The sequence below is a fragment of the Bacillus sp. EB106-07-01-XG149 genome (assembly GCF_058791555.1).
Genome location: NZ_JBYTDP010000014.1, coordinates 21,077 through 46,485 on the forward strand (window position 1 = coordinate 21,077; position 25,409 = coordinate 46,485).

Consider the following 25,409-nt stretch of genomic DNA (forward strand, 5'->3'; position numbering starts at 1 on the left):
CGATTATCCCTCCTTCTTTTCTGATACCACAACTGTAATGTGGCTTGTGCGTTTGTTAATTTGGCTTGCACGACCCATTGCACGTGGACGGAAACGTTTCAACGTTGGACCTTCGTCAACGAAAACTTTTTCAACAACTAGGTTGTTAATATCCATCTCATAATTGTGCTCTGCATTTGCGATTGCAGATTTTAAAACTTTCTCTACAACTGGAGAAGCAGTTTTTGGTGTGTGGTTAAGGATAGCAATCGCTTCACCCACTTGCTTACCTCGGATTAAGTCTACTACTAAACGAACTTTACGAGGAGCAATACGAACTGTTCTCGCTACTGCTTTAGCTTGCATTGAAGTGCCTCCTCTCATTATCTTCTAGTTTTCTTATCGTCAGCAAGGTGACCTTTATACGTACGAGTTGGTGCGAATTCACCTAACTTATGGCCAACCATATCCTCAGTGATGTACACAGGTACGTGTTTACGACCATCATATACAGCGATTGTGTGTCCGATGAACTGAGGGAAGATTGTTGAACGGCGAGACCAAGTTTTAACAACTTGTTTTTGCTCAGATGCAACTAATTTTTCCATTTTGCTCATTAAGTGATCATCGACAAATGGTCCTTTTTTTAAGCTACGAGCCATTTTGGTGCCTCCCTTCGTGATTGGCGTACGGTTCTAGAAATGAACCGTACTACAATCCCATTATTTTTTACGACGACGAACGATGAATTTGTCAGACGCTTTGTTTTTCTTACGAGTCTTGAATCCAAGAGTTGGTTTACCCCATGGAGACATTGGAGACTTACGTCCGATTGGAGAACGTCCTTCACCACCACCGTGTGGGTGATCAACCGGGTTCATTACAGAACCACGAACTGTTGGGCGTTTACCTAACCAGCGAGAGCGACCTGCTTTACCGATTTTGATAAGTTCGTGTTGTTCGTTACCTACTTGACCGATTGAAGCGCGACAAGCAGATAATACAAGACGTACTTCACCAGAAGTTAAACGTACAAGTACGTATTTACCTTCTTTACCAAGTACTTGAGCAGAAGTACCAGCAGAACGAACTAATTGTCCGCCACGACCAGGCTTAAGCTCGATATTATGAACAACAGTACCTACTGGAATGTTGATTAATGGTAATGCGTTACCGATTTTGATGTCAGCTTCTGGGCCAGACATAACTTCCATACCTACTTCTAAAGATTTAGGAGCAAGAATGTAACGTTTTTCACCGTCAACGTAGTTAATTAATGCGATATTCGCAGAGCGGTTTGGATCGTATTCGATCGTAGCAACGCGTCCTGGAATTCCATCTTTGTTACGCTTAAAGTCGATGATACGGTATTGACGCTTATGTCCGCCACCTTGATGACGTACAGTAATTTTACCTTGGTTATTACGACCAGCCTTCTTGCTTAAAGGAGCAAGTAATGACTTTTCTGGTCTGTCAGTCGTGATTTCAGCGAAATCATTCGTAGTCATATTACGACGACCGTTAGTAGTTGGATTATACTTTTTAATTCCCATCTCAATTTCCCTCCTTCTTTAGTAAGAATTAAACACCTTGGAAGATTTCGATTTCTTTGCTGTCAGCAGTTAGCTTAACGATTGCTTTACGACGACGGCTAGTAAAACCAGCGTGACGACCAACGCGTTTTGCTTTCGGCTTGTAGTTCATGATGTTCACTTTTTCTACTTTAACACCAAAGATCGCTTCAAGAGCATCTTTAACTTCTGTTTTATTAGATTTAACGTCCACATCGAACGTGTATTTTTTTTCAGCCATCATTTCCATAGAACGTTCAGTGATAACTGGGCGCTTAATGATATCACGAGGATCTCTCATTATGCAAGCACCTCCTCTACTTTTTCCACTGCCGCTTTTGTCATGATTAGCTTATCATGATGAAGCACGTCTAAAACGTTTACGCCATCAGCAGTGATTACTGTTACTCCAGGGATATTGCGAGCAGATAACTCTACAGATTCGTTTGCATCAGCAGTTACGATAAGAGCTTTCTTCTCAACAGTTAATCCTTTAAGTACTGCTAGCATGTCTTTTGTTTTTGGTGCATTTAACACTAGGTCTTCAAGAACTACAATGTTGTTCTCAACTACTTTAGTAGCTAATGCAGATTTGATTGCTAAACGACGAACCTTCTTAGGAAGTTTGTACGCATAGCTTCTTGGTGTAGGTCCGAATACCGTACCACCACCACGCCATTGAGGAGAGCGGATAGACCCTTGACGAGCACGTCCAGTTCCTTTTTGACGCCATGGTTTACGACCACCACCACGAACTTCAGAACGAGTTTTTACTTTGTGTGTACCTTGACGTAAAGATGCACGTTGCATCATTACAGCTTCGAAAAGTACAGCTTCATTTGGTTCGATACCGAAAATAGCTTCAGCTAATTCGATTTCACCAACCTGTGAACCAGTTTGGTTATATACAGTAACTTTTGGCATTGGAATTCCTCCTTCCTATTGTGAATTATTTGCTAACCTTCACAGCGCCTTGAACAACTACAAGAGATTTCTTAGCACCTGGAACGTTACCTTTTACTAGTAATAAGTTGCGCTCAGTGTCAACTTGAACGATTTCTAAGTTTTGGATAGTAACTTGGTCTCCACCCATACGTCCAGCAAGTTTTTTGCCTTTGAATACACGGTTCGGAGCAACTGGGCCCATTGAACCTGGACGACGGTGATAGCGAGAACCATGAGACATAGGTCCGCGAGATTGTCCGTGGCGTTTGATAACACCTTGGAAACCTTTACCTTTAGAAATTCCTGTTACGTCAACGATTTCACCTGCAGCGAAAACTTCAACTTTTACCTCTTGACCAACCTCTAATCCGTCCACGTCTGCATCGCGGATTTCGCGAATGAAGCGCTTAGGAGTTGTAGATGCTTTAGCAGTGTGGCCTTGTTCAGGTTTGTTAGTTAACTTTTCACGTTTATCTTCAAATCCTAACTGGATTGCATTGTAGCCATCAGTTTCAGTTGTTTTCTTTTGAAGAACAACGTTTGGATTAGCAGCGATAACTGTTACTGGGATTAACTCACCGTTCTCAGCAAATACTTGAGTCATACCGATCTTTCTTCCTAAGATTCCTTTGGTCATGAGTTACACCTCCTACATTTTTAAGTTATATGAATTATAGTTTGATTTCGATATCTACACCAGACGGTAAGTCTAAACGCATTAATGAATCTACTGTTTGTGGAGTAGGACTCACGATATCGATTAAACGTTTGTGTGTGCGCATTTCGAATTGCTCACGAGAATCTTTGTACTTATGAACAGCACGAAGAATTGTGTAAATAGTCTTCTCAGTTGGTAATGGGATCGGACCAGAAACTGTTGCCCCAGAACGCTTAGCTGTTTCTACAATTTTCTCAGCTGATTGATCAAGAATACGGTGATCATAAGCTTTTAAACGGATACGAATTTTTTCTTTTGCCATTATTTTCCCTCCTTCGTTCGCCTATTTCTAAAATAGACCTTCTCCATGGAAATTTCCCCACACCATGCCATGGCAAAGCGGCCGGGTGTGTCAGCAACCTTCCACTTCATCGCAGTCAAAGACCAACATTGTCTATTATACAATGTTATTCGTCTAGATGCAAGCATCTTTTTGTTTGCATCTGCTTTTCTCTACTTTTGCTATTATACATGGCACTTTAAAGAATTTCAAGTTTTCATCTGCTCTTATTCAACTTACAGTTTATGGATGTTACTTCTTGTTTTATATACTATAGAAGAAACTCATTCAAAGATAGAAAACACACCTCTTTCTTCTATATTAATAAACAATAAAAAAACCCAAGGGAAAATCCCTTGGGTTTTTTTATATCAGTTAAGATTACTCAACGATAGTAGCAACTACACCGTAACCTACTGTACGTCCACCTTCACGAATAGAGAATTTAGTTCCCTCTTCGATAGCGATTGGAGCGATAAGTTCGATAGTCATTTCGATGTTGTCACCAGGCATTACCATTTCAGTACCTTCTGGTAATTGGATGATACCAGTTACGTCAGTTGTACGGAAGTAGAACTGAGGACGGTAGTTAGCGAAGAATGGAGTGTGACGTCCACCTTCTTCTTTAGATAATACGAAAACTTCAGCTTTGAATTTAGCGTGAGCTTTTACAGAGCCAGTTTTAGCAAGAACTTGTCCACGTTGGATGTCTTCACGAGCAACCCCACGAAGTAAAGCACCGATGTTGTCTCCAGCTTGAGCTTGGTCAAGAAGTTTACGGAACATCTCTACACCAGTTACAGTTGTAGAAGCATTTTCTTCAGCAAGACCGATGATTTCTACTACGTCACCAACTTTAACGATTCCGCGCTCTACACGACCAGTTGCAACTGTACCACGACCTGTGATAGAGAATACATCCTCGATAGGCATTAAGAATGGTTTGTCAGTTTCACGTTCTGGAGTTGGGATGTAAGCATCAACTTCAGTCATTAATTCAATGATTTTTGCTTCCCAATCAGCTTCTCCTTGAAGAGCTTTAAGAGCAGAACCTTTGATTACAGGAATGTCGTCGCCTGGGAATCCGTATTCAGATAATAGGTCGCGAACTTCCATTTCTACTAATTCTAATAATTCTTCGTCGTCTACCATGTCGCATTTGTTTAAGAATACAACGATGTAAGGAACACCTACTTGACGAGAAAGAAGGATGTGCTCACGTGTTTGAGGCATTGGGCCATCAGCAGCAGATACTACTAAGATACCGCCGTCCATTTGAGCAGCACCAGTGATCATGTTTTTAACATAGTCAGCGTGACCTGGGCAGTCAACGTGTGCATAGTGACGAGTTTCAGTTTCGTACTCAACGTGTGCAGTTGAGATTGTGATTCCGCGCTCTCTTTCTTCTGGAGCAGCGTCGATTTGATCGTATCCGCGTGCTTCAGCACCACCAGCTTTTGCAAGAACTGTAGTGATCGCAGCAGTTAATGTAGTTTTACCATGGTCAACGTGGCCGATTGTACCGATGTTAACATGGGGTTTAGAACGTTCGAATTTAGCTTTAGCCATTCTAAATTCCTCCTTAGTTTATATAGGTTATTTTATATTTAGACTAGAAAGTGAAACTTACGTCCCACTTTCTAAGCTTACATAAGTAGTTATACTTGAACAATCGATAAAAATCAATTATTCACCTTTATTTTTTTTAATAATTTCTTCAGAAACAGACTTCGGTACTTCTTCATAATGATCAAATGTCATTGAGAATGTTCCGCGTCCTTGAGTGTTAGAACGTAATGCAGTTGCATAACCGAACATTTCAGAAAGTGGAACCATAGCGCGAACAACTTGTGCGTTACCGCGAGCTTCCATACCTTCTACACGTCCACGACGAGATGTTACGTCGCCCATAATGTCACCCATGTACTCTTCAGGAATTACAACTTCAACTTTCATCATTGGCTCAAGAATTACTGGGCTACATTTAGAAACCGCAGCTTTAAGTGCCATAGATGCAGCGATTTTGAACGCCATCTCAGATGAATCGACATCATGGTAAGATCCGTCAACTAACGCAGCTTTGATGTCAACTAGTGGATAACCAGCTAGTACACCATTTTTAAGTGAGTCTTCAAGACCCGCTCCAACAGCTGGGATGTATTCACGTGGAACTACACCACCGACGATTTTGTTTTGGAATTCAAAACCTTTACCTTCTTCATTAGGTTCAAACTCAATCCAAACGTGACCGAATTGTCCACGACCACCAGATTGACGAGCGAACTTACCTTCAACTTTCGCAGCAGCGCGGAAAGTCTCACGGTATGCTACCTGAGGAGCACCAACGTTTGCTTCCACTTTGAATTCACGACGCATACGGTCAACGATGATATCAAGGTGAAGTTCACCCATACCAGCGATGATTGTTTGGCCAGTTTCTTGGTCAGTGTGAGCACGGAATGTTGGATCTTCTTCAGAAAGCTTAGATAATGCTGTACCCATTTTATCTTGGTCAGCTTTAGATTTTGGTTCGATAGCTACAGAGATAACTGGCTCTGGGAATTCCATAGACTCAAGGATAACAAGACTCTTCTCATCACAAAGAGTATCACCAGTAGTAGTATCTTTTAAACCTACAGCAGCAGCGATATCACCAGCGTAAACTGTTGAAATCTCTTCACGGCTGTTAGCGTGCATTTGTAGGATACGACCTACACGCTCACGCTTACCTTTAGTTGAGTTTTTCACGTATGATCCAGAGTTTAACACACCAGAATACACACGGAAGAACGTTAACTTACCAACATAAGGGTCAGTCATGATTTTGAATGCTAAAGCTGCGAATGGTTCTTCATCGCTAGACTTACGTTCGATTTCTTCATCTGTATCCGGAAGAGTACCTTTAATAGCTGGTACGTCTAATGGAGATGGTAGGTAGTCGATAACTGCGTCTAACAGAATTTGAACACCTTTATTTTTGAATGCAGAACCACAGATTACTGGGAAGAATTCTACAGAAGTTGTAGCCTTACGGATACCAGCTTTAAGCTCTTCTACAGTGATTTCTTCACCTTCTAGGTACTTCATCATCATTTCTTCATCAAGCTCAGCTACCGCTTCAATAAGTTTTCCACGGTATTCTGCAGCTAATTCTTTGTGCTCTTCAGGAATTTCAACACGCTCGATGTCTGTTCCTAAATCGTTACCGTACATGTAAGCACATTCTTCAACAAGGTCAATGATACCATTGAACTCATCTTCAGCACCGATTGGTAACTGAATTGGGTGTGCGTTTGCTTGTAAACGATCGTGGATTGTTCCTACAGAGTATAAGAAATCTGCACCAATCTTATCCATTTTGTTAACGAATACGATACGAGGTACACCGTAAGTAGTAGCCTGACGCCAAACAGTTTCTGTTTGTGGTTCTACACCAGATTGTGCATCAAGTACTGCTACCGCACCATCAAGTACGCGTAAAGAACGTTCTACTTCTACTGTGAAGTCTACGTGTCCTGGAGTGTCAATGATGTTTACACGGTGACCTTTCCATTGAGCTGTAGTTGCAGCAGAAGTAATTGTGATACCACGCTCTTGCTCTTGCTCCATCCAGTCCATCTGAGATGCACCTTCATGAGTTTCACCGATTTTATGAATACGTCCTGTATAATACAGAATACGCTCAGTTGCTGTTGTTTTACCAGCATCGATGTGAGCCATGATACCAATATTACGAGTGTTTTCTAAAGAGAACTCTCTTGTCATTTGGTGTCTTGCTCCTTCCATATATGGATTGGATTTTTTTATTTTAAGTAGCAAAAAAGCCACTTTATATTGTTACACATGTCAGTATGTCCAGTACCCTCATTATGTAAAACGAGCGCCCAACGAAAGGGAGAGGCATTCTCCCTCTCCACACTTCCATAAGCGACAAATAAAGCGGTTTATGCTTACATTTATTTTACGTTGAATCCTACCAACGGTAATGAGCAAATGCTTTGTTAGCTTCTGCCATTTTATGAGTGTCTTCACGTTTCTTAACAGATGCACCAGCGTTGTTAGCTGCATCTAAGATTTCGTAAGCTAGACGCTCTTCCATAGTTTTTTCACCACGAAGACGAGCGTAGTTTACTAACCAGCGAAGACCTAAAGTTGTACGGCGTTCTGGACGAACCTCAACTGGAACTTGGTAGTTAGCACCACCAACACGACGAGCACGTACTTCAAGAACAGGCATGATGTTCTTAAGAGCTTGCTCGAATACTTCCATAGGGTCTTTATCTGAACGTTCACGAACGATATCGAAAGCGTTATAAAGAATTGTTTGAGATTTACCTTTTTTACCGTCAACCATCATTTTGTTGATAAGGCGTGTTACTAGCTTAGACTTGTACATTGGATCTGGTAACACGTCACGTTTCGCAACAGGTCCTTTACGAGGCATATTGAGTTCCTCCTTTCATTATAAGTTTATTATTTTTTAGCAGGTTTTGGTCGCTTAGTACCATATTTAGAACGTCCTTGCATACGTTTGTCAACACCAGCTGTATCAAGCGCACCACGAACGATGTGGTAACGTACCCCTGGTAAATCCTTTACTCGACCACCGCGAATTAATACTACGCTATGCTCTTGTAGGTTATGACCGATACCTGGGATGTAAGCTGTAACCTCGATACCGTTTGTTAAACGTACACGAGCGTATTTACGTAACGCTGAGTTAGGTTTCTTTGGAGTCATTGTACCAACACGAGTACATACACCACGTTTTTGAGGTGCAGAGATATCAGTTGATTTTTTCTTTAAAGAGTTGAACCCTTTGTTTAACGCAGGTGATTTAGATTTCCATACTTTATCAGTACGACCATTTCTCACTAATTGGTTAATAGTAGGCATTTGATTATCCTCCCTTCGCATGTTTGTATGACCACATATCCAGGTGGTTCATTATTAGTTGAAAACAAAGTTTTTGCAAGGGAGAGCAAATGCTCTCTCCTCACAAAAACAGTTTTAACTTATTATTCCTATTGCTGAAGCTCCCACTTGAATCCCCGAAACTTTTCCAAGCTTACGAACTGATTCAACTTTGGTTATGGGTATGTTATGTTGCAAGGCAGTACGAATGATCATATGGGTTAACCGCATATCAGCATCTTCCGCAATAACAACTTCTTTAACTATACCATTTTTGATTGCCTCCAATGTGCGTTTATGACCAACGACTACATTTTCAGCATTTGACACTTTTTGATAAGACATATAAATATCCTCCAAAGCATCGTTCAGGAGCAACCTTGATTATAGTAACATTTTGACTCATACAATGTCAACTAGGATTAACTGTTTTTATACAAAATTTACGACGGAAAATTTTACTGTTCCACATAAACTTCATCGTTTTCAACATTCATGTCACCTTGTGTTGTTTTTACAAGATCCACTTTGCGATAACGATTCATACCCGTTCCAGCAGGAACAAGTTTACCGATAATAACATTTTCTTTCAATCCTAGAAGCTCATCGCGTTTACCCTTAATCGCTGCATCAGTTAAGACACGTGTCGTTTCTTGGAACGATGCTGCAGATAAGAACGAATCAGTTTCAAGTGAAGCTTTTGTAATACCAAGTAGAACAGGTCTAGCCGTTGCTGGTTGTTTACCTTTCAGTAACACCTTCGCATTCGCATCAGTAAACTGATGGATATCTAGTAGTGTTCCTGGTAATACATCTGTTTCACCCGCGTCACTTACACGAACTTTACGTAACATTTGACGTACCATTACTTCTACGTGTTTGTCACCAATTTCTACCCCTTGCATACGGTATACTTTTTGAACTTCACGTAGTAAGTATTCTTGAACCGCCGTAATGTCCGTTACTTTTAGTAATTCTTTCGGATCAATAGAACCTTCTGTTAACTCTTTACCGTGGCTAATTGGCTGTCCTAAAGTTACTTTCAGACGCGCACCGTAAGGAATAGCATACGTACGAGCTTCAACTTCACCCTGTACAACTACTTCTTGGCGATCTTTAACATCGTTGATCGCTGCGATAACACCATCGATTTCACTGATAACTGCCTGACCTTTCGGGTTACGAGCTTCGAAGATCTCTTGGATACGAGGTAAACCTTGAGTGATATCATCTCCGGCAACCCCACCTGTATGGAACGTACGCATCGTTAACTGTGTACCTGGCTCACCGATAGATTGAGCTGCGATAATACCTACCGCTTCTCCTACTTCTACGTCTGTACCAGTTGCTAAGTTACGACCGTAACACTTCTTACATACACCGTGGCGAGTGTTACACGTGAACGCTGAACGAATGTTTACAGTTTCAACACCCGAATTTTCAACGATATGAGCGATATCTTCAGTAATTAGTTGGTTTTCACTAACTAATACTTCACCTGTTTCAGGATGTTTTACAGTTTTTCTTGCAAAACGTCCAACAAGACGATCATATAATGACTCAATTACTTCATTACCCTCTTTAATCGCACCAATTAATAGACCACGATCTGTTCCACAATCATCTTCACGGACAATTACATCTTGTGCAACATCTACAAGACGACGTGTTAAGTAACCAGAATCGGCAGTTTTAAGTGCTGTATCGGCAAGACCTTTACGCGCACCATGCGTAGAGATGAAGTACTCAAGTACTGTTAAACCTTCACGGAAACTTGATTTAATTGGAAGTTCGATAATACGACCAGATGGATTGGCCATCAGACCACGCATACCAGCAAGCTGAGTAAAGTTCGATGCGTTACCACGGGCACCGGAATCACTCATCATGAAGATTGGGTTGCGTTTATTCAAGGATTTCATCAGTTTTCCTTGGATAACATCTTTTGCATTACTCCAAATAGAGATAACGCGATCGTAACGTTCTTCTTCCGTGATTAAACCGCGACGGAATTGTTTAATTACATTATCTACTTTTGCTTGTGCTTCATGGAGAATTTCATCTTTTTCGCCTAATACAAGAATGTCAGATACCCCAACTGTAATACCAGCTTTTGTAGAGTACTTAAATCCTAAGTTTTTCATGCGGTCAAGCATGCGAGATGTTTCCGTAATTTGGAAACGCTTGAATACTTCCGCAATGATGTTACCAAGGATCTTCTTGCTAAATGGCGCCACTTCTTCGCGACTAGCAATAATTTCTTTAATGTTCGCACCTTTTTCAACGAAATACTCCGCTGGTGTTTCTTTTTCAAGGTTTGAGTTTGTCGGTTCATTAATATAAGGGAACGACTCTGGTAAGATTTCGTTAAATATTAATTTACCAACTGTTGTTAATAGAAGCTTACCTTTTTGCTCTTCAGTAAATGTTACATTATTTACTGAACTTGCAGCAACTGCAACACGTGTGTGCAGATGTACATATCCATTTTGGTATGCAAGTATTGCTTCGTTTGCATCTTTGAAGACCATACCTTCACCGATTGCGCCTTCACGCTCAAGTGTTAAGTAGTAGTTACCTAATACCATATCCTGAGATGGAGTAACAACTGGTTTTCCGTCTTTTGGATTCAAGATGTTTTGTGCCGCTAACATAAGAATACGAGCTTCTGCTTGTGCCTCTGATGATAACGGTACGTGAACTGCCATTTGGTCACCGTCAAAGTCCGCGTTGTATGCAGTACATACAAGTGGGTGAAGACGAATTGCGCGACCTTCTACTAATGTAGGTTCAAACGCCTGGATACCAAGACGGTGAAGTGTTGGTGCGCGGTTTAGAAGTACTGGATGCTCTTTGATCACAGATTCTAAAACGTCCCAAACTTCAGGTTGTACACGCTCGATTTTACGTTTAGCACTCTTAATGTTGTGTGCTAAACCTTTTCCAACTAACTCTTTCATAACGAAAGGCTTAAACAATTCAAGCGCCATTTCTTTCGGTAATCCACATTGGTACATCTTTAAGTTCGGTCCTACAACGATTACAGAACGGCCAGAGTAGTCAACACGTTTACCTAATAAGTTTTGACGGAAACGTCCTTGTTTACCTTTAAGCATGTGAGATAGTGATTTTAATGGACGGTTACCTGGTCCAGTAACTGGACGGCCACGGCGACCATTATCGATTAATGCGTCTACAGCTTCTTGTAACATACGTTTTTCGTTTTGAACGATGATGCTTGGTGCACCTAAGTCCAATAGACGTTTTAAACGATTATTACGGTTAATTACACGACGGTATAAGTCGTTTAAGTCAGAAGTAGCAAAACGTCCACCATCCAACTGTACCATTGGGCGTAGTTCTGGCGGGATAACTGGAAGAACATCTAGGATCATCCAAGATGGGTGATTTCCAGAGTTACGGAATGCTTCTAATACTTCTAGACGTTTAATAGCACGAGTACGGCGTTGTCCTTGCGCTGTTTTTAATTCTTCTTTTAAGAAGTCTACTTCTTTATCTAAATCGATGTCTTGTAGTAGCTTTTTAATCGCTTCCGCACCCATAGCAGCTTGGAATGTGCTACCATATCGATCACGATATGCACGGTATTCTTTTTCAGAAAGTAATTGCTTCTTATCAAGTGGTGTATCTCCACTTTCTGTTACAACATAAGAAGCGAAATAAATTACTTCTTCAAGCGCGCGAGGGGACATGTCTAAGACAAGTCCCATGCGGCTCGGGATACCTTTGAAATACCAAATATGAGATACAGGAGCAGCTAATTCGATATGACCCATACGTTCACGACGAACTTTTGCACGCGTTACTTCAACGCCACATCGATCACAAACTACACCTTTATAACGTACACGTTTGTATTTTCCGCAATGACATTCCCAGTCCTTTTGTGGTCCGAAAATACGCTCACAGAACAAGCCATCTTTTTCAGGCTTTAACGTACGATAGTTAATTGTTTCTGGTTTCTTAACTTCACCGTATGACCAAGAACGAATCTTGTCAGGTGAAGCAAGTCCAATCTTCATATATTCAAAGTTATTTACATCTATCAAGGGGCCTACCTCCCTTTTAGTCTACAGGTTATCCCAATTATTCTTTAGTTGTCTCAACTTCGACATTCAATTTATCTGCTGATTGATGATCATCGTCATCTTCTGTATCACGCATTTCGATTTCTTTATCGTCGCTAGACATCATTTTAACGTCCATACCTAAACTTTGCAGCTCTTTAATCAATACTTTGAATGATTCAGGAACGCCTGGTTCTGGAACATTTTCGCCTTTAACAATTGCTTCATACGTCTTAACACGCCCAACAACATCATCAGACTTCACTGTTAAGATTTCTTGAAGAGTATAAGCAGCACCGTAAGCTTCAAGTGCCCAAACCTCCATCTCACCGAAACGCTGTCCACCGAACTGAGCTTTACCTCCAAGAGGCTGCTGCGTTACAAGTGAGTATGGTCCAGTAGAACGAGCATGAAGTTTATCGTCAACCATGTGCGCAAGTTTGATCATATACATGACACCAACAGATACGCGGTTATCGAATGGTTCACCAGTACGTCCGTCATACAGGATTGTTTTCGCGTCATTTGCCATACCAGCTTCTTCAATCGTGCCCCAAACATCTTCCTCACGAGCACCATCGAATACTGGTGTTGCAATGTGAATACCAAGGTATCTTGCTGCCATACCAAGATGAAGCTCTAATACCTGACCGATATTCATACGAGATGGTACCCCTAATGGGTTTAACATGATATCGATTGGCGTACCGTCTGGTAAGTAAGGCATATCTTCTTCTGGTAAAATACGAGAGATAACACCTTTGTTACCGTGACGTCCGGCCATCTTGTCACCTTCAGAGATTTTACGTTTTTGAACGATATATGCACGTACAAGTTGATTCACGCCTGGTGGCAATTCATCGCCATCTTCACGGTTGAATACTTTTACGTCTAAGATAATACCGCCACCACCGTGTGGTACACGTAGTGATGTATCACGTACTTCACGTGCTTTTTCTCCAAAGATAGCATGTAATAGACGTTCTTCAGCTGTTAATTCTGTTACACCTTTAGGTGTTACTTTACCAACAAGTAAATCTCCATCTTTTACTTCCGCACCAACGCGAATGATACCGCGCTCGTCAAGGTTGCGTAATGCATCTTCCCCAACGTTTGGAATATCACGTGTAATTTCTTCTGGTCCAAGCTTCGTATCACGAGCTTCTGACTCATATTCTTCAATATGAATAGAAGTGTACACATCGTCTTTTACAAGGCGCTCACTCATAATGATCGCATCCTCGTAGTTATAACCGTCCCAAGTCATGAAGCCAACAAGCACGTTACGTCCAAGTGCTAGTTCACCTAATTCCATAGAAGGACCATCCGCAAGAATCTCACCTTTTACAACTTCATTTCCAACACTTACGATTGGACGTTGATTGTAGCAAGTTCCTTGGTTAGAACGAATGAATTTTTGCATTTTGTAGCGATCTAAGTCGCCTTTTACTGTTTGACCGTCAACTTCTACATAGCGACGTACCCAAACTTCACGTGCTTCTACGCGTTCAACAACACCAGGATGTTTACAGATTACTGCAGCACCTGAGTCTTTTGCTGATACGTACTCCATACCTGTACCTACAATCGGAGATTCCGGATTCATTAACGGAACCGCCTGACGTTGCATGTTCGCTCCCATAAGTGCGCGGTTAGAGTCATCGTTTTCTAAGAACGGAATACAAGCTGTCGCTGCCGACACTACTTGTTTTGGAGATACATCCATGTAGTCGATGCGTTCTTTATTTGTGACAATGTTTTCACCACGGAAACGAGCTACGATATCTTCGCTAAGGAATTCTCCTTCTTCAGATAATTTCATATTCGCTTGGGCTACAACATAATTATCTTCTTCATCTGCTGTTAAGTAATCAACCTGCCCTGTTACAAGACCAGATTCTGGATCAACACGACGGTATGGTGTTTCAATGAAACCAAACTCATTTACTTTCGCGAACGATGATAATGAGTTAATCAAACCGATGTTTGGTCCCTCTGGTGTTTCAATCGGACACATACGACCATAGTGAGAGTAGTGAACGTCACGTACTTCAAAGCCTGCGCGCTCACGCGTTAAACCACCGGGTCCTAATGCAGATAGTCTTCGTTTGTGAGTTAACTCTGCTAATGGGTTTGTTTGATCCATGAACTGAGATAACTGAGAACTTCCGAAGAATTCTTTAATAGATGCAATAACCGGGCGAATGTTAATTAACGCTTGTGGTGTAATTGCATTTGTATCTTGAATCGACATTCTCTCACGAACAACACGTTCCATACGAGAAAGACCGATACGGAATTGATTTTGTAATAGTTCTCCAACAGAACGCAGACGACGGTTTCCTAAATGGTCGATATCATCTGTATCCCCCACTTTGTATAGTAGGTTGAAGAAGTAACTGATAGAAGCAAGGATATCACCTGGTGTGATGTGTTTTACATCACGAGTAATATTTGCATTACCAATTACATTAATTACGCGTTCGCCTTCTGACTCAGGAGCATAAATCTTAATAGATTGCAGCTCAACATCGCCTTCTACCACTCCACCCATTGGTTTCGCTGTTTTGAATCCAATGTTTTTCTCTAAGTAAGGTAAAATGCGATCAAGTGTACGACGATCTAAGATTGTTCCTTCCGCCGCTAAAATTTCACCAGTTTCTGGATCCACTAATGTTTCAGCTAAACGTTGATTAAACAATCTGTTTTTAATGTGTAACTTCTTGTTGATCTTATAGCGACCTACATTTGCTAAATCGTAGCGCTTTGGATCGAAGAAACGAGACACAAGTAAGCTCTTGGCATTTTCTACTGTTGGTGGTTCACCAGGACGTAGACGCTCATAAATTTCAAGCAATGCTTTCTCTGTGCTATCTGTGTTGTCTTTTTCTAATGTGTTGCTTAAGTATTCGTTATCACCTAAAAGCTCGGTGATTTCTTGATCAGAGCCAAACCCTAATGCGCGTAACAAAACAGTTACAGGAAGTTTACGCGTACGGTCAATACGCACATATACAACATCCTTAGCATCTGTTTCATACTCTAACCAAGCTCCGCGGTTTGGAATTACAGTAGCAGTAAAACCACGTTTTCCGTTTTTATCCACTTTGCCACTATAGTATACGCTTGGAGAGCGAACTAACTGGGAAACGATAACACGTTCTGCACCGTTAATTACGAATGTTCCAGTCTCTGTCATGAGTGGGAAATCTCCCATGAACACATCTTGTTCTTTTACTTCACCAGTTTCCTTGTTGATTAGACGCACTTTTACACGAAGTGGTGCTGCATACGTCACATCACGCTCTTTGCATTCGTCTACAGAGTATTTAGGTTCACCTAAGCTGTAGTCGATAAATTCAAGCGATAGATTTCCCGTAAAGTCTTCGATCGGAGAAATGTCCTGGAACATTTCTCGCAAACCCTCATCAAGAAACCACTGATAAGAAGAGGTTTGAATTTCGATAAGATTTGGTAACTCTAATACTTCACTAATACGGGCATAACTTCTTCGTTGGCGGTGGCGTCCGTATTGAACTAGTTGACCTGTCAACTGCTTCACCCCTCAAATCATGAGTATTATAAATGCACAAAAAAATTTGTGCAAAATCACAAATAAATACAACTACTGCTATTAGCGTAGTTTTTTTCTCTTAAAGATAAATACGTTGAGTCTTTCTACCTGCTCAAAAAAGAAAAATGGCTTCTATAAGAAAACCATCATTCTGTTTCATAATCTGCTGATTTTACTATCTTTTCCAAGAGAAACAAAAATATACATCTTTCTCAACGCAGAAAATCATATATTGGCATTGTATAATGTTAACATAGCCAAAAATAACCGTCAACGTTTTTTTGATTTTATGATATAATATCCTTTTTTCTTTTCTACAACTTCGACTTCAGAAAATACTTCTTCTAGTTTCTTCAGTGCAGATGGTGCACCTTGCTTCTTTTGAATAACAATCCACAACTCTCCACCTGGAACTAAATAATCTACAGCCTTTTCTAAAATCTCATGCACGATATCTTTACCTGCACGAATTGGAGGATTAGATAGAATAGCAGCATACATACCATCTACATTTTCATAGACGCTACTTTGAAAAATGTGTACATTTCCAACTCTATTATTAGCGGCATTTTCTTTCGCAAGCTCAAGCGCCCTTTCATTCACATCCACCATGTGAACTTTACGGTCTTGAAACTCTTTCGCCAACGATAAACCAATTGGTCCATATCCACAACCTACGTCTAATATATCACCTTTAATATCTGGCACTTGAAACGCTTCAATTAAAAGACGAGAACCAAAGTCCACTTCGTTTTTCGAGAACACCCCACGGTCAGATAAGAAAGTAAACTGAGATCCACGAAGTGTAAATTCCCATCGCTTTCGATCACTTTTACTAGAAGGGTCGTTAGAAAAATAATGGTCTGCCATATGGCCACCTCTTTTCTTTACAGTTAAAAAAAAAGCTCGCATGAGAGCGAGCTTTTTTAAAGCATCAAAAGTTAATTACTTAACTTCTACAGCAGCGCCAACTTCTTCAAGTTTAGCTTTCATTTCTTCAGCTTCCTCTTTAGAAACGCCTTCTTTGATTGCTTTTGGAGTGTTGTCAACTAATTCTTTAGCTTCTTTTAAGCCAAGACCAGTGATTTCACGTACAGCTTTGATAACTTTGATTTTTTGAGCGCCAGCACTTGCAAGTACTACGTCAAATTCAGTTTTCTCAGCAGCAGCTTCACCAGCGCCACCAGCTACAGCTACAGGAGCAGCAGCAGTTACGCCGAATTCTTCCTCGATAGCTTTTACTAAGTCGTTAAGTTCTAATACAGTCATAGATTTAACTGCTTCAATGATTTGTTCTTTAGTCATTGTAAATATCCTCCCTTAAATAGGTTTGTATTGTTTTATAGATAACAAGTAATTATCTTTTAAAAAATTAAGCGCCTTGCTCTTCCTTTTGTTCTGCAACTGCTTTAGTAGCAAGTGCAAGGTTACGGATTGGAGCTTGAAGAACGCTAAGAAGCATAGAAAGTAAGCCTTCACGTGATGGAAGAGTAGCGATAGCTTTAACCTCATCAAGTGTTACAAGTTTACCTTCGATTACACCAGCTTTAATTTCTAAAGCTTCATGTTTTGTAGCGAAGTCGTTTAATACTTTCGCAGGAGCAACTACATCCTCGTTACTGAACGCGATTGCGTTTGGTCCTGTTAAGAATTCGTTTAACTCAGCCATTTCAGCAGACTCTGCAGCACGACGAGTTAAAGAGTTTTTGTAAACTTTGAACTCAACGCCAGCTTCACGTAAGTTTTTACGTAATTCTGTTACTTCAGAAACTGTTAAACCACGGTAGTCAACAACGATTGTAGATTTACTTTCGCGAAGTTTGTCCGCGATTTCAGTTACAACTTGTTGTTTAGTTTCGATTACTTTGCTCATGTTATTACACCTCCTGTAGATTATATAGAAGATGTACCGAAAGTGCACTAAAAACCTCCATGCCCAACTTGTAGACATGGAGGCATATAGTCACAGAAAAAAATTCCGTTTCGTATATTAACACCTAGGTAGGAAATTAAGTCTATTGACACCTACTGTCTACGGTACACTAATTAAATTCACAACATAAATGATTATATAAAAACTTCTTTATGAAGTCAACTTCCAAATTTTACGCTAATGTAGAAACGTCTACACGCACGCCAGGTCCCATTGTAGAAGCAACTGTTACGTTCTTCATGTAAGTACCTTTTGCAGCAGCTGGCTTAACTTTTTGTAAAGTGTCAGCAATTGTTCCGAAGTTTTCTACTAATTTAGCATCTTCGAAAGATACTTTACCGATTGGAACGTGGATGTTACCAGCTTTATCAACGCGGTATTCAACTTTACCAGCTTTGATTTCGTTAACAGCTTTAGTTACATCGAAAGTAACTGTTCCAGTTTTAGGGTTTGGCATTAAACCTTTAGGTCCTAATACGCGACCAAGTTTACCAACTTCACCCATCATGTCAGGAGTTGCTACTACTACATCGAAATCGAACCAACCTTGTTGGATTTTACCGATGTAATCAGCATCGCCTACGAAGTCAGCTCCAGCAGCTTCAGCTTCTTTAGCTTTTTCACCTTTAGCGAATACTAATACACGTTGTACTTTACCAGTACCGTGTGGAAGAACAACTGCACCACGGATTTGTTGGTCAGCTTTCTTAGGGTCAACACCTAAACGGAATGCAACTTCTACAGTCGCATCAAATTTAGCTGTGTTTGTTTTCTTTACTAATTCTACTGCTTCTGTTGCAGAGTAAGCAGTTGCACGATCAACAAGCTTTGCAGCTTCTACGTACTTTTTACCTCTTTTAGCCATTTTTATTTCCTCCTCGAATGTGGTTTTAGCGGAATAACCTCCCACGTTTACGCTTATTTTCAGGTATAACCTGAGGATGCGCGCCATCCATTTATTTAAAAACGATAATCATTTACGATAATAAAGGTTGCGAATTGGAATTCCAGACCCGCAACCTTTTTAAAAAAACAAATCGAATTAGTCTTCGATAACGATGCCCATACTGCGTGCAGTACCTTCAACCATACGCATTGCAGCTTCTACACTAGCAGCGTTTAGGTCAGGCATTTTAGTTTCAGCGATTTCGCGTACTTTATCACGCTTAACAGTTGCCACTTTATTACGGTTTGGTTCACCAGAACCAGACTCAATACCAGCTACTTTCTTAAGAAGAACAGCAGCAGGAGGAGTTTTAGTAATGAAAGTGAATGAACGGTCCTCAAATACCGTAATTTCAACAGGGATGATAAGACCAGCTTGATCAGCTGTACGAGCGTTAAACTCTTTACAGAAGCCCATGATGTTAACACCTGCTTGTCCTAATGCTGGACCAACTGGTGGAGCTGGGTTAGCTTTACCTGCAGGAATTTGAAGCTTTACCATTTTAATTACCTTTTTAGCCACGAGACACACCTCCTTAAGTCCGTGATGTGGTCAATTGGACAGTGATTTGCCCTCCCACGTCATATTTTATCTGTAAGGATAAAATCTTTCAAAAAACGTCTCCGATAACGAAGACGTACTGACTTAAAAGATATTATCACTTTTTACAATTCATTTCAAGTTTCATTTTATAATTTTTCAATTTGATGGAAGTCAAGCTCAACTGGAGTCTCGCGACCAAACATGTCCACAAGCACGCTAACCTTTTTCTTCTCCACATCAATTTCTTCAATAGCACCTGTATAATCTGCGAATGGCCCCTCATTTACACGCACTGTCTCATGAAGTTCAAAGTCGAAATCAACCACTTCGTTGTCCATTCCCATATGCTTCATAATGGTAACCACTTCCTCTTCTAATAGAGGTGACGGTTTAGATCCAGAACCAGAAGAACCAACGAACCCAGTTACACCTGGCGTGTTACGTACAACATACCAAGAGTCATCAGTCATGATTAATTCTACTAATACATAACCTGGGAACACTTTTCTTTTCATTAATTTTTCTTTACCGTTTTTCATTTCTACTTCTACTTCTTCCGGGACAACAACACGGAAAATTTTATCTTGCATACCCATTGATTCTACACGTTTCTCTAGGTTTGCTTTTACTTTATTTTCATATCCAGAATAAGTATGGACAACATACCAACTTTTTTCCATTCATTTAGGACGAGCGTCCTTCCCTCCCTGACGTACATTTTTTTGCGCAAATGAAAAAACCCGTTCACCGGGCTTTTACACAGTTCTTATAAATAACATTATATCATGGATAAGTGCTTCTTATTCAAGAATTAACCAAGAATTAACCGAATTAAAGAAGAAATGCCCATATCAACCACTGCGAAGAAAATCGCAAAGAAGACAACTGTAGCGATAACAGTCGCTGTTGAACGGAGTAATTCATCTTTTTTAGGCCAACTTACTTTTTTCATTTCGCGACCTACATCGCCGAAAAAGTTCGTTAAACGCATCTACGGGACCTCCAGTGTATTATTTCAATTATTTATTTTGTTTCCTTGTGAACTGTATGCTGATTGCATGTTTTACAAAACTTCTTTATTTCAAGTCGCTCTACTGAGCTCGTATCTTTCATCGTAGAGTAGTTTCGATTTTTACACTCTTCACATGAGAGTACAACTTTTTTCCTCATTAGTTACACCAACCTTGTAACATTATGTCCCTAAAAATGTATCATACAACAAAAGACAATGTCAATGACATGCCTTTTGCACTCTCTACAAAAAGAAAACAGGTGATTTTTTACACCTGTAGCATTTGTTATGAATTTAAAGTGGTACTCTCTCTCATTTCCATATATCGTTCCAATTTCCGCTTCACCCTCTGTAAAGCGTTATCAATAGATTTCACGTGTCTATTTAACTGTTCTGAAATCTCTTGATAAGAACGACCATCTAGATATAAAGAAAGCACTTTCCTTTCTAAATCGCTTAATAATTCAGATATTTTAGATTCTATGTCTGTATATTCTTCCTGACTTATAATCATTTCTTCAGGATCCGTTACCTTCGCTTCCGAAATAACATCTAATAATGTCCGATCAGATTCCTCATCATAAATCGGCTTATCTAAAGACACATATGAATTTAACGGAATATGTTTTTGCCTTGTTGCTGTTTTAATAGCGGTAATAATTTGCCGAGTGATACACAGTTCAGCAAATGCTTTGAATGAAGACAGCTTGTCCTCTTTATAATCACGAATCGCTTTAAACAATCCAATCATACCTTCTTGAACAATATCTTCTCGATCGGCACCCACTAAGAAATAAGATCTTGATTTCGCGCGAACAAAGTTCTTATATTTGTGAATCAAATATTCTAGAGCGTCAGTATTACCTTTTCGAACTAACTCAACGATTGCCTCATCCTCTAAATCACGAAATGTAACGTCGCCTACACTTACGAAGCCTGCTTCCACCTTGATCCCTCCGACCGCTATTTATTTAGCAATATTATACAGTAAAAAGATAAAGAGCGTCAATGCTTCAACGCTCTCCTCTTCTTAATTTTTCTAATTTTTCTGTAATATCTTTACTAAATATCTTTCGCATGGCGGGTTGCTTTTCTTTTGTGTCTTGTGTACGCCTTCTTACTTGTTGCTCCATCGCTTGTACTTCCAACTCTAATTCACGTGCAGATTTCCGAAGAGCACCTTGCGCAAATATAACCCATTGTTCCGTATAATCAGAAGTCGCAACATATATTTGCGTATTTATATTTCTAAGCTCAATCGCAAGCTGCTCTATCTTTTCATCTGCAGTTTGATTCTTCCTCGTGAATATGACTTCCACGCGCGATTGTTTCATCTTTTTTTCAATACCTTGGACTGTATAAGCATCAAAGACTATCATTACCTTTGTACCTGTGTATCCTTGGTAATCCGCCATCTTATCAATCAGTGCATCTCTTGATGATTGCAAATCTACATCCCGTAGTTTCTTCAAGTCTCCCCAAGCTCCGATAATGTTGTAACCGTCAACGATTAAAATATCGTTCATTTTTTATTTACCAATTTCGTGACGCTTACGATATACCTCATACATTAACAAACTTGCGGCTACTGAAGCATTTAAGGATGTAACTTTACCGACCATCGGTAAAGTAATTAAGAAATCACATTTTTCACCAATAATACGACTCATACCTTTTCCTTCACTTCCAATTACTAATCCAATTGGCATTTTACCATCTAAATTACGGTAATCCGTTTTCCCTTTTGCATCTGTACCAGCAATCCAAAGTCCACGTTCTTTTAATTCATCGATTGTACGAGATAAATTCGTTACACGTGCAACAGGAATATATTCAATCGCTCCAGTCGATGCTTTCGCAACTGATGCAGTAAGTCCCACAGCTCTTCTTTTCGGAATAATAATTCCATGAGCTCCCGTTGCATCCGCAGTACGCATAATAGAACCTAGATTATGCGGGTCTTCAATTTCATCTAAAATTAAGAAGAACGGATCTTCGTTACGCTTCTCTGCTACTTTAAATAGATCTTCTAGCTCAGCGTATTGATATGCAGCCACTTGAGCAATTACACCTTGATGGTTCCCCTCAACTAATTGATCTAACTTCTTCTTTGGTGCATGTTGTAAAATAATCTTATTTTCTTTCGCTAGTGCTAGTACAATTTGTATTTGTCCTTTGGCAGCACCTTCCGCGATCAAAATTTTATTAATATCTCTTCCTGAGCGTAACGCTTCAATTACAGGGTTACGTCCGATAATATATTCACTACTCATGATGATGTGCCCCCTTCCTTTTCTTCTAAAACAGAAATTGCCTTATATACAATTTCGTCTAATCTTTCACGATTATTTAATAAGTGATGATAGCCAATTAGCGCTTCAAAGGCTGTACTATATCGATATGTTTGTACATCAGTATTCTTCGGGACAGTACCTGAATTTGCATTACGCCCTCTTCTTAGTACCGCCTCTTCTTCCTCTGTTAAAAATGCCGTCTCTAATAAATGATAAACAACTTTCGCCTGTGCTTTTGCCGAAACAAAGCTTGTCCCTAATCGATGTAATTGATTAGGACGAACTTTCCCTTTTTGAAGTAGGTGATAGCGGATATATTGTTCATATACCGCATCACCCATATATGCTAACGCTAAGCTGTTTAATTGCTTTGCATCAATCATTCTTATCCTCTTTTCCATCTTGTACCTTGAGCGGTATCTTCTAAAATAATATTACGGTCTTTTAAATCATCGCGAATTTGATCTGATAATGCAAAATCACGATTTTTACGAGCTTCAATGCGCTTTTGAATAAGTACCTCAATTTCTTCATCAAGCAACTCTTCTTGCGCTAATTCTAACCCTAAAATATCAAATAATGTTTCAAGTTGTTTTACGTATGCTTCAATTACAACTGTAGACGTATGTTCTTCCAGTAAATATTGATTTGCATGATTTGCTACATTATATAACTCAGTGATTGCATTAGCAGTGTTGAAGTCATCATTCATTGCTTCTTCAAATGCAGTCTGGAATTTTTCCAGTTCTGCTAACCATTTCTCATTATGATCTGTTAAATCAGTACTACTTTCCATACGGTGTTTTAAATTACCGTAAGCCGTTTTAATTCTTTCCAGTCCGTTATTTGTACTTTGTAGTAAATCCTCACTGAAATTAATTGGGTGACGGTAATGTACCGATAGCATAAAGAATCTAATTAGCTGTGGATCATATTGCTTAATGATATCGTGAACTAAAATGAAGTTCCCCAGTGACTTAGACATCTTCTCATTATTAATATTAATATATCCATTGTGCATCCAATAACGTGCAAATGTTTTTCCTGTTAACGCCTCAGACTGCGCAATTTCATTCTCATGATGAGGAAATGCCAAGTCTTGACCACCAGCATGAATATCGATTGTATCTCCTAAGTATTTACGCGCCATTGCCGAGCATTCAATATGCCAGCCTGGACGACCTTTCCCCCAAGGGCTTTCCCAGAAGATTTCTCCTTCTTTCGCAGCTTTCCATAAAGCAAAATCAAGAGGGTCTTGTTTCTTTTCTCCTACTTCAATGCGTGCACCGTGACGTAAGTCGGCGATCGGTTGATGCGATAATTTACCGTATCCTTCAAATTCCTTCGTTCTAAAGTACACATCACCTTCTGATTCATATGCATATCCTTTATTCACAAGTTCTTGAATAAATTCAATAATGATATCCATATTTTCCGTTACACGCGGATGAACTGTTGCATGTTTGCAACCTAGTGCCGTTACATCTTCAAAATACGCTTCAACGAAACGGTCAGCAATTGTCGGCACATCTTCACCTAATTCATTTGCTGCTTTAATTAATTTATCATCTACGTCAGTAAAGTTAGATACATACTGCACATCATACCCTTTATATTCTAAATAACGGCGTACCGTATCAAATACCATAGGTGGTCTTGCATTCCCAATGTGAATATAGTTATAAACTGTAGGTCCACACACATACATCTTTACCTTATTTTCTTCTAATGGAGTAAACTCTTCCTTTTGACGCGTTAACGTATTATAAATGTGAATAGTCATTTTTATCCTTCCTTTCTACCTTTACTTCAAGTTGTTTTTTCAATTTATCAAGTTCTACTTCCATGACCTTTAACTTATCAAAAATTGGGTCTGGAAGGTCAGAATGATTTAATTCTTGACCGATCTTTACTCCATTTTGAATAACGACTCGGCCAGGTATACCTACAACTGTAGAATGTGCAGGCACTTCTTTTAATACGACAGACCCTGCTCCAATTTTAGAATTCTCTCCAACTGTAATAGAACCTAGTACTTTAGCACCTGTTGCAATTAATACATTATCCTGAATTGTAGGATGCCTCTTCCCCTTTTCTTTACCCGTACCACCTAATGTAACACCTTGATAGATCGTTACATTATCACCAATTTCGCACGTTTCTCCAATTACAACCCCCATTCCATGGTCTATGAAAAAACGACGACCAATTGTTGCTCCTGGATGAATCTCAATACCAGTAAAGAAACGACTAACTTGCGAGATCCAACGTGCAATAAAGAAGAAATTCTTTTTATAAAAAGCATGTGCAATTCGATGGGCCCAAACTGCATGTAATCCAGAGTAAGTCAAAATGACTTCGAAATAACTTCTTGCCGCTGGATCCTGTTCAAAAACGACTTCAATATCTTCCCGAAGCCTCTTAAACATCGATGTTCCCTCCCCTTTATGGGCTGCTTTTTCGAGTGAACTAACTCCCTTTACTCCCTACTTATCCCCCTAAATCTTTATACACAGGGATAAAACTTATACTCATATCCACTTTTACGGTATAAAAAAAGACGCCTCTGTCATATTGACAGAGACGCCTTATAAGCGCGGTTCCACTCTGTT

At 39.9% G+C, this 25,409-nt stretch carries 28 protein-coding genes and 2 other annotated features (1 of these 30 cut by a window edge); all 28 genes read right to left on the bottom strand.

The genetic code is table 11. From position 1 onward, the window contains the following. Positions 1-3: 3 nt before the first annotated feature. The 28 genes from rplV to cysE all read right to left on the bottom strand — a co-directional run bounded on the left by rplV (position 4) and on the right by cysE (position 25,226). Positions 4-345 carry a 50S ribosomal protein L22 gene (gene rplV / locus AC3WTA_RS27745; RefSeq protein WP_001148024.1) on the bottom strand — a complete coding sequence of 114 codons (342 nt, stop codon included), beginning with the start codon at positions 343-345 and terminating at the stop codon, positions 4-6. 17 nt (positions 346-362) lie between these two features. Beyond that, entirely contained in the window at positions 363-641 is a 279-nt protein-coding gene (gene rpsS / locus AC3WTA_RS27750) for a 30S ribosomal protein S19 (RefSeq protein ID WP_000124454.1), read from the bottom strand. Positions 642-701: 60 nt separating this feature from the next. Next, complete coding sequence (gene rplB, locus AC3WTA_RS27755) at positions 702-1,532, bottom strand: 50S ribosomal protein L2 (protein ID WP_000511583.1); 831 nt, start codon at positions 1,530-1,532, stop codon at positions 702-704. A 28-nt stretch (positions 1,533-1,560) separates the two neighbouring features. Further along, the gene (gene rplW, locus AC3WTA_RS27760) at positions 1,561-1,851 is read right to left on the bottom strand and encodes a 50S ribosomal protein L23 (protein ID WP_001205558.1); all 291 of its coding nucleotides are present in this window, start codon (positions 1,849-1,851) and stop codon (positions 1,561-1,563) included. Beyond that, entirely contained in the window at positions 1,851-2,474 is a 624-nt protein-coding gene (rplD, locus tag AC3WTA_RS27765) for a 50S ribosomal protein L4 (protein ID WP_001127258.1), read from the bottom strand. The genes rplW and rplD overlap by 1 nt, the downstream gene beginning before the upstream one ends. A gap of 25 nt (positions 2,475-2,499) precedes the next feature. After that, entirely contained in the window at positions 2,500-3,132 is a 633-nt protein-coding gene (gene rplC / locus AC3WTA_RS27770) for a 50S ribosomal protein L3 (protein ID WP_000160209.1), read from the bottom strand. A gap of 34 nt (positions 3,133-3,166) precedes the next feature. Further along, the gene (gene rpsJ, locus AC3WTA_RS27775) at positions 3,167-3,475 is read right to left on the bottom strand and encodes a 30S ribosomal protein S10 (RefSeq protein ID WP_001040595.1); all 309 of its coding nucleotides are present in this window, start codon (positions 3,473-3,475) and stop codon (positions 3,167-3,169) included. A 399-nt stretch (positions 3,476-3,874) separates the two neighbouring features. After that, complete coding sequence (tuf, locus tag AC3WTA_RS27780) at positions 3,875-5,062, bottom strand: elongation factor Tu (RefSeq protein ID WP_001029617.1); 1,188 nt, start codon at positions 5,060-5,062, stop codon at positions 3,875-3,877. 117 nt (positions 5,063-5,179) lie between these two features. Beyond that, positions 5,180-7,258, bottom strand: coding sequence for an elongation factor G (gene fusA, locus AC3WTA_RS27785; RefSeq protein ID WP_000196381.1), 2,079 nt, complete (start codon positions 7,256-7,258; stop codon positions 5,180-5,182). 208 nt (positions 7,259-7,466) lie between these two features. Further along, complete coding sequence (rpsG, locus tag AC3WTA_RS27790; RefSeq protein ID WP_001137489.1) at positions 7,467-7,937, bottom strand: 30S ribosomal protein S7; 471 nt, start codon at positions 7,935-7,937, stop codon at positions 7,467-7,469. A 29-nt stretch (positions 7,938-7,966) separates the two neighbouring features. Next, complete coding sequence (rpsL, locus tag AC3WTA_RS27795) at positions 7,967-8,389, bottom strand: 30S ribosomal protein S12 (protein ID WP_001142341.1); 423 nt, start codon at positions 8,387-8,389, stop codon at positions 7,967-7,969. A gap of 114 nt (positions 8,390-8,503) precedes the next feature. Then, entirely contained in the window at positions 8,504-8,752 is a 249-nt protein-coding gene (locus tag AC3WTA_RS27800; protein ID WP_000121828.1) for a 50S ribosomal protein L7ae-like protein, read from the bottom strand. A gap of 113 nt (positions 8,753-8,865) precedes the next feature. After that, on the bottom strand, positions 8,866-12,477 hold the full coding sequence (gene rpoC, locus AC3WTA_RS27805; protein WP_000567948.1) for a DNA-directed RNA polymerase subunit beta': 3,612 nt from the start codon (positions 12,475-12,477) through the stop codon (positions 8,866-8,868). 37 nt (positions 12,478-12,514) lie between these two features. Beyond that, positions 12,515-16,048, bottom strand: coding sequence for a DNA-directed RNA polymerase subunit beta (gene rpoB / locus AC3WTA_RS27810; protein ID WP_000147550.1), 3,534 nt, complete (start codon positions 16,046-16,048; stop codon positions 12,515-12,517). A 291-nt stretch (positions 16,049-16,339) separates the two neighbouring features. Beyond that, positions 16,340-16,939, bottom strand: coding sequence for a class I SAM-dependent methyltransferase (locus tag AC3WTA_RS27815; protein ID WP_000763284.1), 600 nt, complete (start codon positions 16,937-16,939; stop codon positions 16,340-16,342). A 75-nt stretch (positions 16,940-17,014) separates the two neighbouring features. Further along, entirely contained in the window at positions 17,015-17,374 is a 360-nt protein-coding gene (rplL, locus tag AC3WTA_RS27820) for a 50S ribosomal protein L7/L12 (protein ID WP_000159737.1), read from the bottom strand. A gap of 67 nt (positions 17,375-17,441) precedes the next feature. Further along, complete coding sequence (gene rplJ, locus AC3WTA_RS27825; RefSeq protein ID WP_000048721.1) at positions 17,442-17,942, bottom strand: 50S ribosomal protein L10; 501 nt, start codon at positions 17,940-17,942, stop codon at positions 17,442-17,444. Between the two features lie 39 nt (positions 17,943-17,981). Then, positions 17,982-18,125, bottom strand: a sequence feature (ribosomal protein L10 leader region). A gap of 49 nt (positions 18,126-18,174) precedes the next feature. After that, the gene (rplA, locus tag AC3WTA_RS27830; protein ID WP_002096939.1) at positions 18,175-18,867 is read right to left on the bottom strand and encodes a 50S ribosomal protein L1; all 693 of its coding nucleotides are present in this window, start codon (positions 18,865-18,867) and stop codon (positions 18,175-18,177) included. A gap of 177 nt (positions 18,868-19,044) precedes the next feature. Continuing rightward, complete coding sequence (gene rplK, locus AC3WTA_RS27835; protein WP_001085872.1) at positions 19,045-19,470, bottom strand: 50S ribosomal protein L11; 426 nt, start codon at positions 19,468-19,470, stop codon at positions 19,045-19,047. Between the two features lie 167 nt (positions 19,471-19,637). Beyond that, positions 19,638-20,171: a transcription termination/antitermination protein NusG gene (gene nusG / locus AC3WTA_RS27840; RefSeq protein ID WP_000415794.1), complete on the bottom strand. Its 534-nt coding sequence runs from the start codon at positions 20,169-20,171 to the stop codon at positions 19,638-19,640. A gap of 131 nt (positions 20,172-20,302) precedes the next feature. Then, a complete protein-coding gene (gene secE / locus AC3WTA_RS27845; RefSeq protein WP_001241321.1) occupies positions 20,303-20,482 on the bottom strand; it encodes a preprotein translocase subunit SecE in 180 nt (59 codons plus the stop codon). A 32-nt stretch (positions 20,483-20,514) separates the two neighbouring features. After that, positions 20,515-20,661, bottom strand: a complete 147-nt coding sequence (gene rpmG / locus AC3WTA_RS27850) for a 50S ribosomal protein L33 (RefSeq protein ID WP_002070160.1) — start codon at positions 20,659-20,661, stop codon at positions 20,515-20,517. Positions 20,662-20,789: 128 nt separating this feature from the next. Beyond that, positions 20,790-21,449: an RNA polymerase factor sigma-70 gene (locus AC3WTA_RS27855; RefSeq protein WP_000387198.1), complete on the bottom strand. Its 660-nt coding sequence runs from the start codon at positions 21,447-21,449 to the stop codon at positions 20,790-20,792. A 67-nt stretch (positions 21,450-21,516) separates the two neighbouring features. Next, positions 21,517-22,029 (bottom strand): NYN domain-containing protein, encoded by a 513-nt coding sequence (locus AC3WTA_RS27860; protein WP_000997888.1) that lies wholly within the window; start codon positions 22,027-22,029, stop codon positions 21,517-21,519. 3 nt (positions 22,030-22,032) lie between these two features. Beyond that, complete coding sequence (rlmB, locus tag AC3WTA_RS27865; RefSeq protein ID WP_000093756.1) at positions 22,033-22,776, bottom strand: 23S rRNA (guanosine(2251)-2'-O)-methyltransferase RlmB; 744 nt, start codon at positions 22,774-22,776, stop codon at positions 22,033-22,035. After that, positions 22,773-23,180, bottom strand: coding sequence for a Mini-ribonuclease 3 (locus AC3WTA_RS27870; protein WP_000564264.1), 408 nt, complete (start codon positions 23,178-23,180; stop codon positions 22,773-22,775). Before AC3WTA_RS27870 ends, rlmB begins: the two co-directional genes overlap by 4 nt. Before the next feature lie 2 nt (positions 23,181-23,182). After that, on the bottom strand, positions 23,183-24,580 hold the full coding sequence (gene cysS, locus AC3WTA_RS27875) for a cysteine--tRNA ligase (protein WP_000152265.1): 1,398 nt from the start codon (positions 24,578-24,580) through the stop codon (positions 23,183-23,185). Next, positions 24,561-25,226, bottom strand: coding sequence for a serine O-acetyltransferase (gene cysE / locus AC3WTA_RS27880; protein ID WP_000476500.1), 666 nt, complete (start codon positions 25,224-25,226; stop codon positions 24,561-24,563). The genes cysS and cysE overlap by 20 nt, the downstream gene beginning before the upstream one ends. Before the next feature lie 147 nt (positions 25,227-25,373). Then, positions 25,374-25,409, bottom strand: a binding site (T-box leader); it runs 211 nt beyond the window's last position.

What these genes read in the sequence shown, in the direction of transcription:
- cysS (WP_000152265.1), bottom strand. Translation starts at nt 24,580, where the DNA reads ATGACTATTCACATTTATAATACGTTAACGCGTCAAAAGGAAGAGTTT.
- AC3WTA_RS27815 (WP_000763284.1), bottom strand. Translation starts at nt 16,939, where the DNA reads ATGGCAGACCATTATTTTTCTAACGACCCTTCTAGTAAAAGTGATCGA.
- rplA (WP_002096939.1), bottom strand. Translation starts at nt 18,867, where the DNA reads ATGGCTAAAAGAGGTAAAAAGTACGTAGAAGCTGCAAAGCTTGTTGAT.
- cysE (WP_000476500.1), bottom strand. Translation starts at nt 25,226, where the DNA reads ATGTTTAAGAGGCTTCGGGAAGATATTGAAGTCGTTTTTGAACAGGAT.
- rplB (WP_000511583.1), bottom strand. Translation starts at nt 1,532, where the DNA reads ATGGGAATTAAAAAGTATAATCCAACTACTAACGGTCGTCGTAATATG.
- rplC (WP_000160209.1), bottom strand. Translation starts at nt 3,132, where the DNA reads ATGACCAAAGGAATCTTAGGAAGAAAGATCGGTATGACTCAAGTATTT.
- secE (WP_001241321.1), bottom strand. Translation starts at nt 20,482, where the DNA reads ATGCGTTTAACGAACTTTTTCGGCGATGTAGGTCGCGAAATGAAAAAA.
- rpsS (WP_000124454.1), bottom strand. Translation starts at nt 641, where the DNA reads ATGGCTCGTAGCTTAAAAAAAGGACCATTTGTCGATGATCACTTAATG.
- rplD (WP_001127258.1), bottom strand. Translation starts at nt 2,474, where the DNA reads ATGCCAAAAGTTACTGTATATAACCAAACTGGTTCACAGGTTGGTGAA.
- tuf (WP_001029617.1), bottom strand. Translation starts at nt 5,062, where the DNA reads ATGGCTAAAGCTAAATTCGAACGTTCTAAACCCCATGTTAACATCGGT.
- AC3WTA_RS27800 (WP_000121828.1), bottom strand. Translation starts at nt 8,752, where the DNA reads ATGTCTTATCAAAAAGTGTCAAATGCTGAAAATGTAGTCGTTGGTCAT.
- AC3WTA_RS27870 (WP_000564264.1), bottom strand. Translation starts at nt 23,180, where the DNA reads ATGATTGATGCAAAGCAATTAAACAGCTTAGCGTTAGCATATATGGGT.
- rplV (WP_001148024.1), bottom strand. Translation starts at nt 345, where the DNA reads ATGCAAGCTAAAGCAGTAGCGAGAACAGTTCGTATTGCTCCTCGTAAA.
- rplL (WP_000159737.1), bottom strand. Translation starts at nt 17,374, where the DNA reads ATGACTAAAGAACAAATCATTGAAGCAGTTAAATCTATGACTGTATTA.
- rlmB (WP_000093756.1), bottom strand. Translation starts at nt 22,776, where the DNA reads ATGAGTAGTGAATATATTATCGGACGTAACCCTGTAATTGAAGCGTTA.
- nusG (WP_000415794.1), bottom strand. Translation starts at nt 20,171, where the DNA reads ATGGAAAAAAGTTGGTATGTTGTCCATACTTATTCTGGATATGAAAAT.
- rpsG (WP_001137489.1), bottom strand. Translation starts at nt 7,937, where the DNA reads ATGCCTCGTAAAGGACCTGTTGCGAAACGTGACGTGTTACCAGATCCA.
- rplW (WP_001205558.1), bottom strand. Translation starts at nt 1,851, where the DNA reads ATGAGAGATCCTCGTGATATCATTAAGCGCCCAGTTATCACTGAACGT.
- rpsJ (WP_001040595.1), bottom strand. Translation starts at nt 3,475, where the DNA reads ATGGCAAAAGAAAAAATTCGTATCCGTTTAAAAGCTTATGATCACCGT.
- rplJ (WP_000048721.1), bottom strand. Translation starts at nt 17,942, where the DNA reads ATGAGCAAAGTAATCGAAACTAAACAACAAGTTGTAACTGAAATCGCG.
- rpmG (WP_002070160.1), bottom strand. Translation starts at nt 20,661, where the DNA reads ATGAGGAAAAAAGTTGTACTCTCATGTGAAGAGTGTAAAAATCGAAAC.
- AC3WTA_RS27860 (WP_000997888.1), bottom strand. Translation starts at nt 22,029, where the DNA reads ATGAACGATATTTTAATCGTTGACGGTTACAACATTATCGGAGCTTGG.
- rpsL (WP_001142341.1), bottom strand. Translation starts at nt 8,389, where the DNA reads ATGCCTACTATTAACCAATTAGTGAGAAATGGTCGTACTGATAAAGTA.
- fusA (WP_000196381.1), bottom strand. Translation starts at nt 7,258, where the DNA reads ATGACAAGAGAGTTCTCTTTAGAAAACACTCGTAATATTGGTATCATG.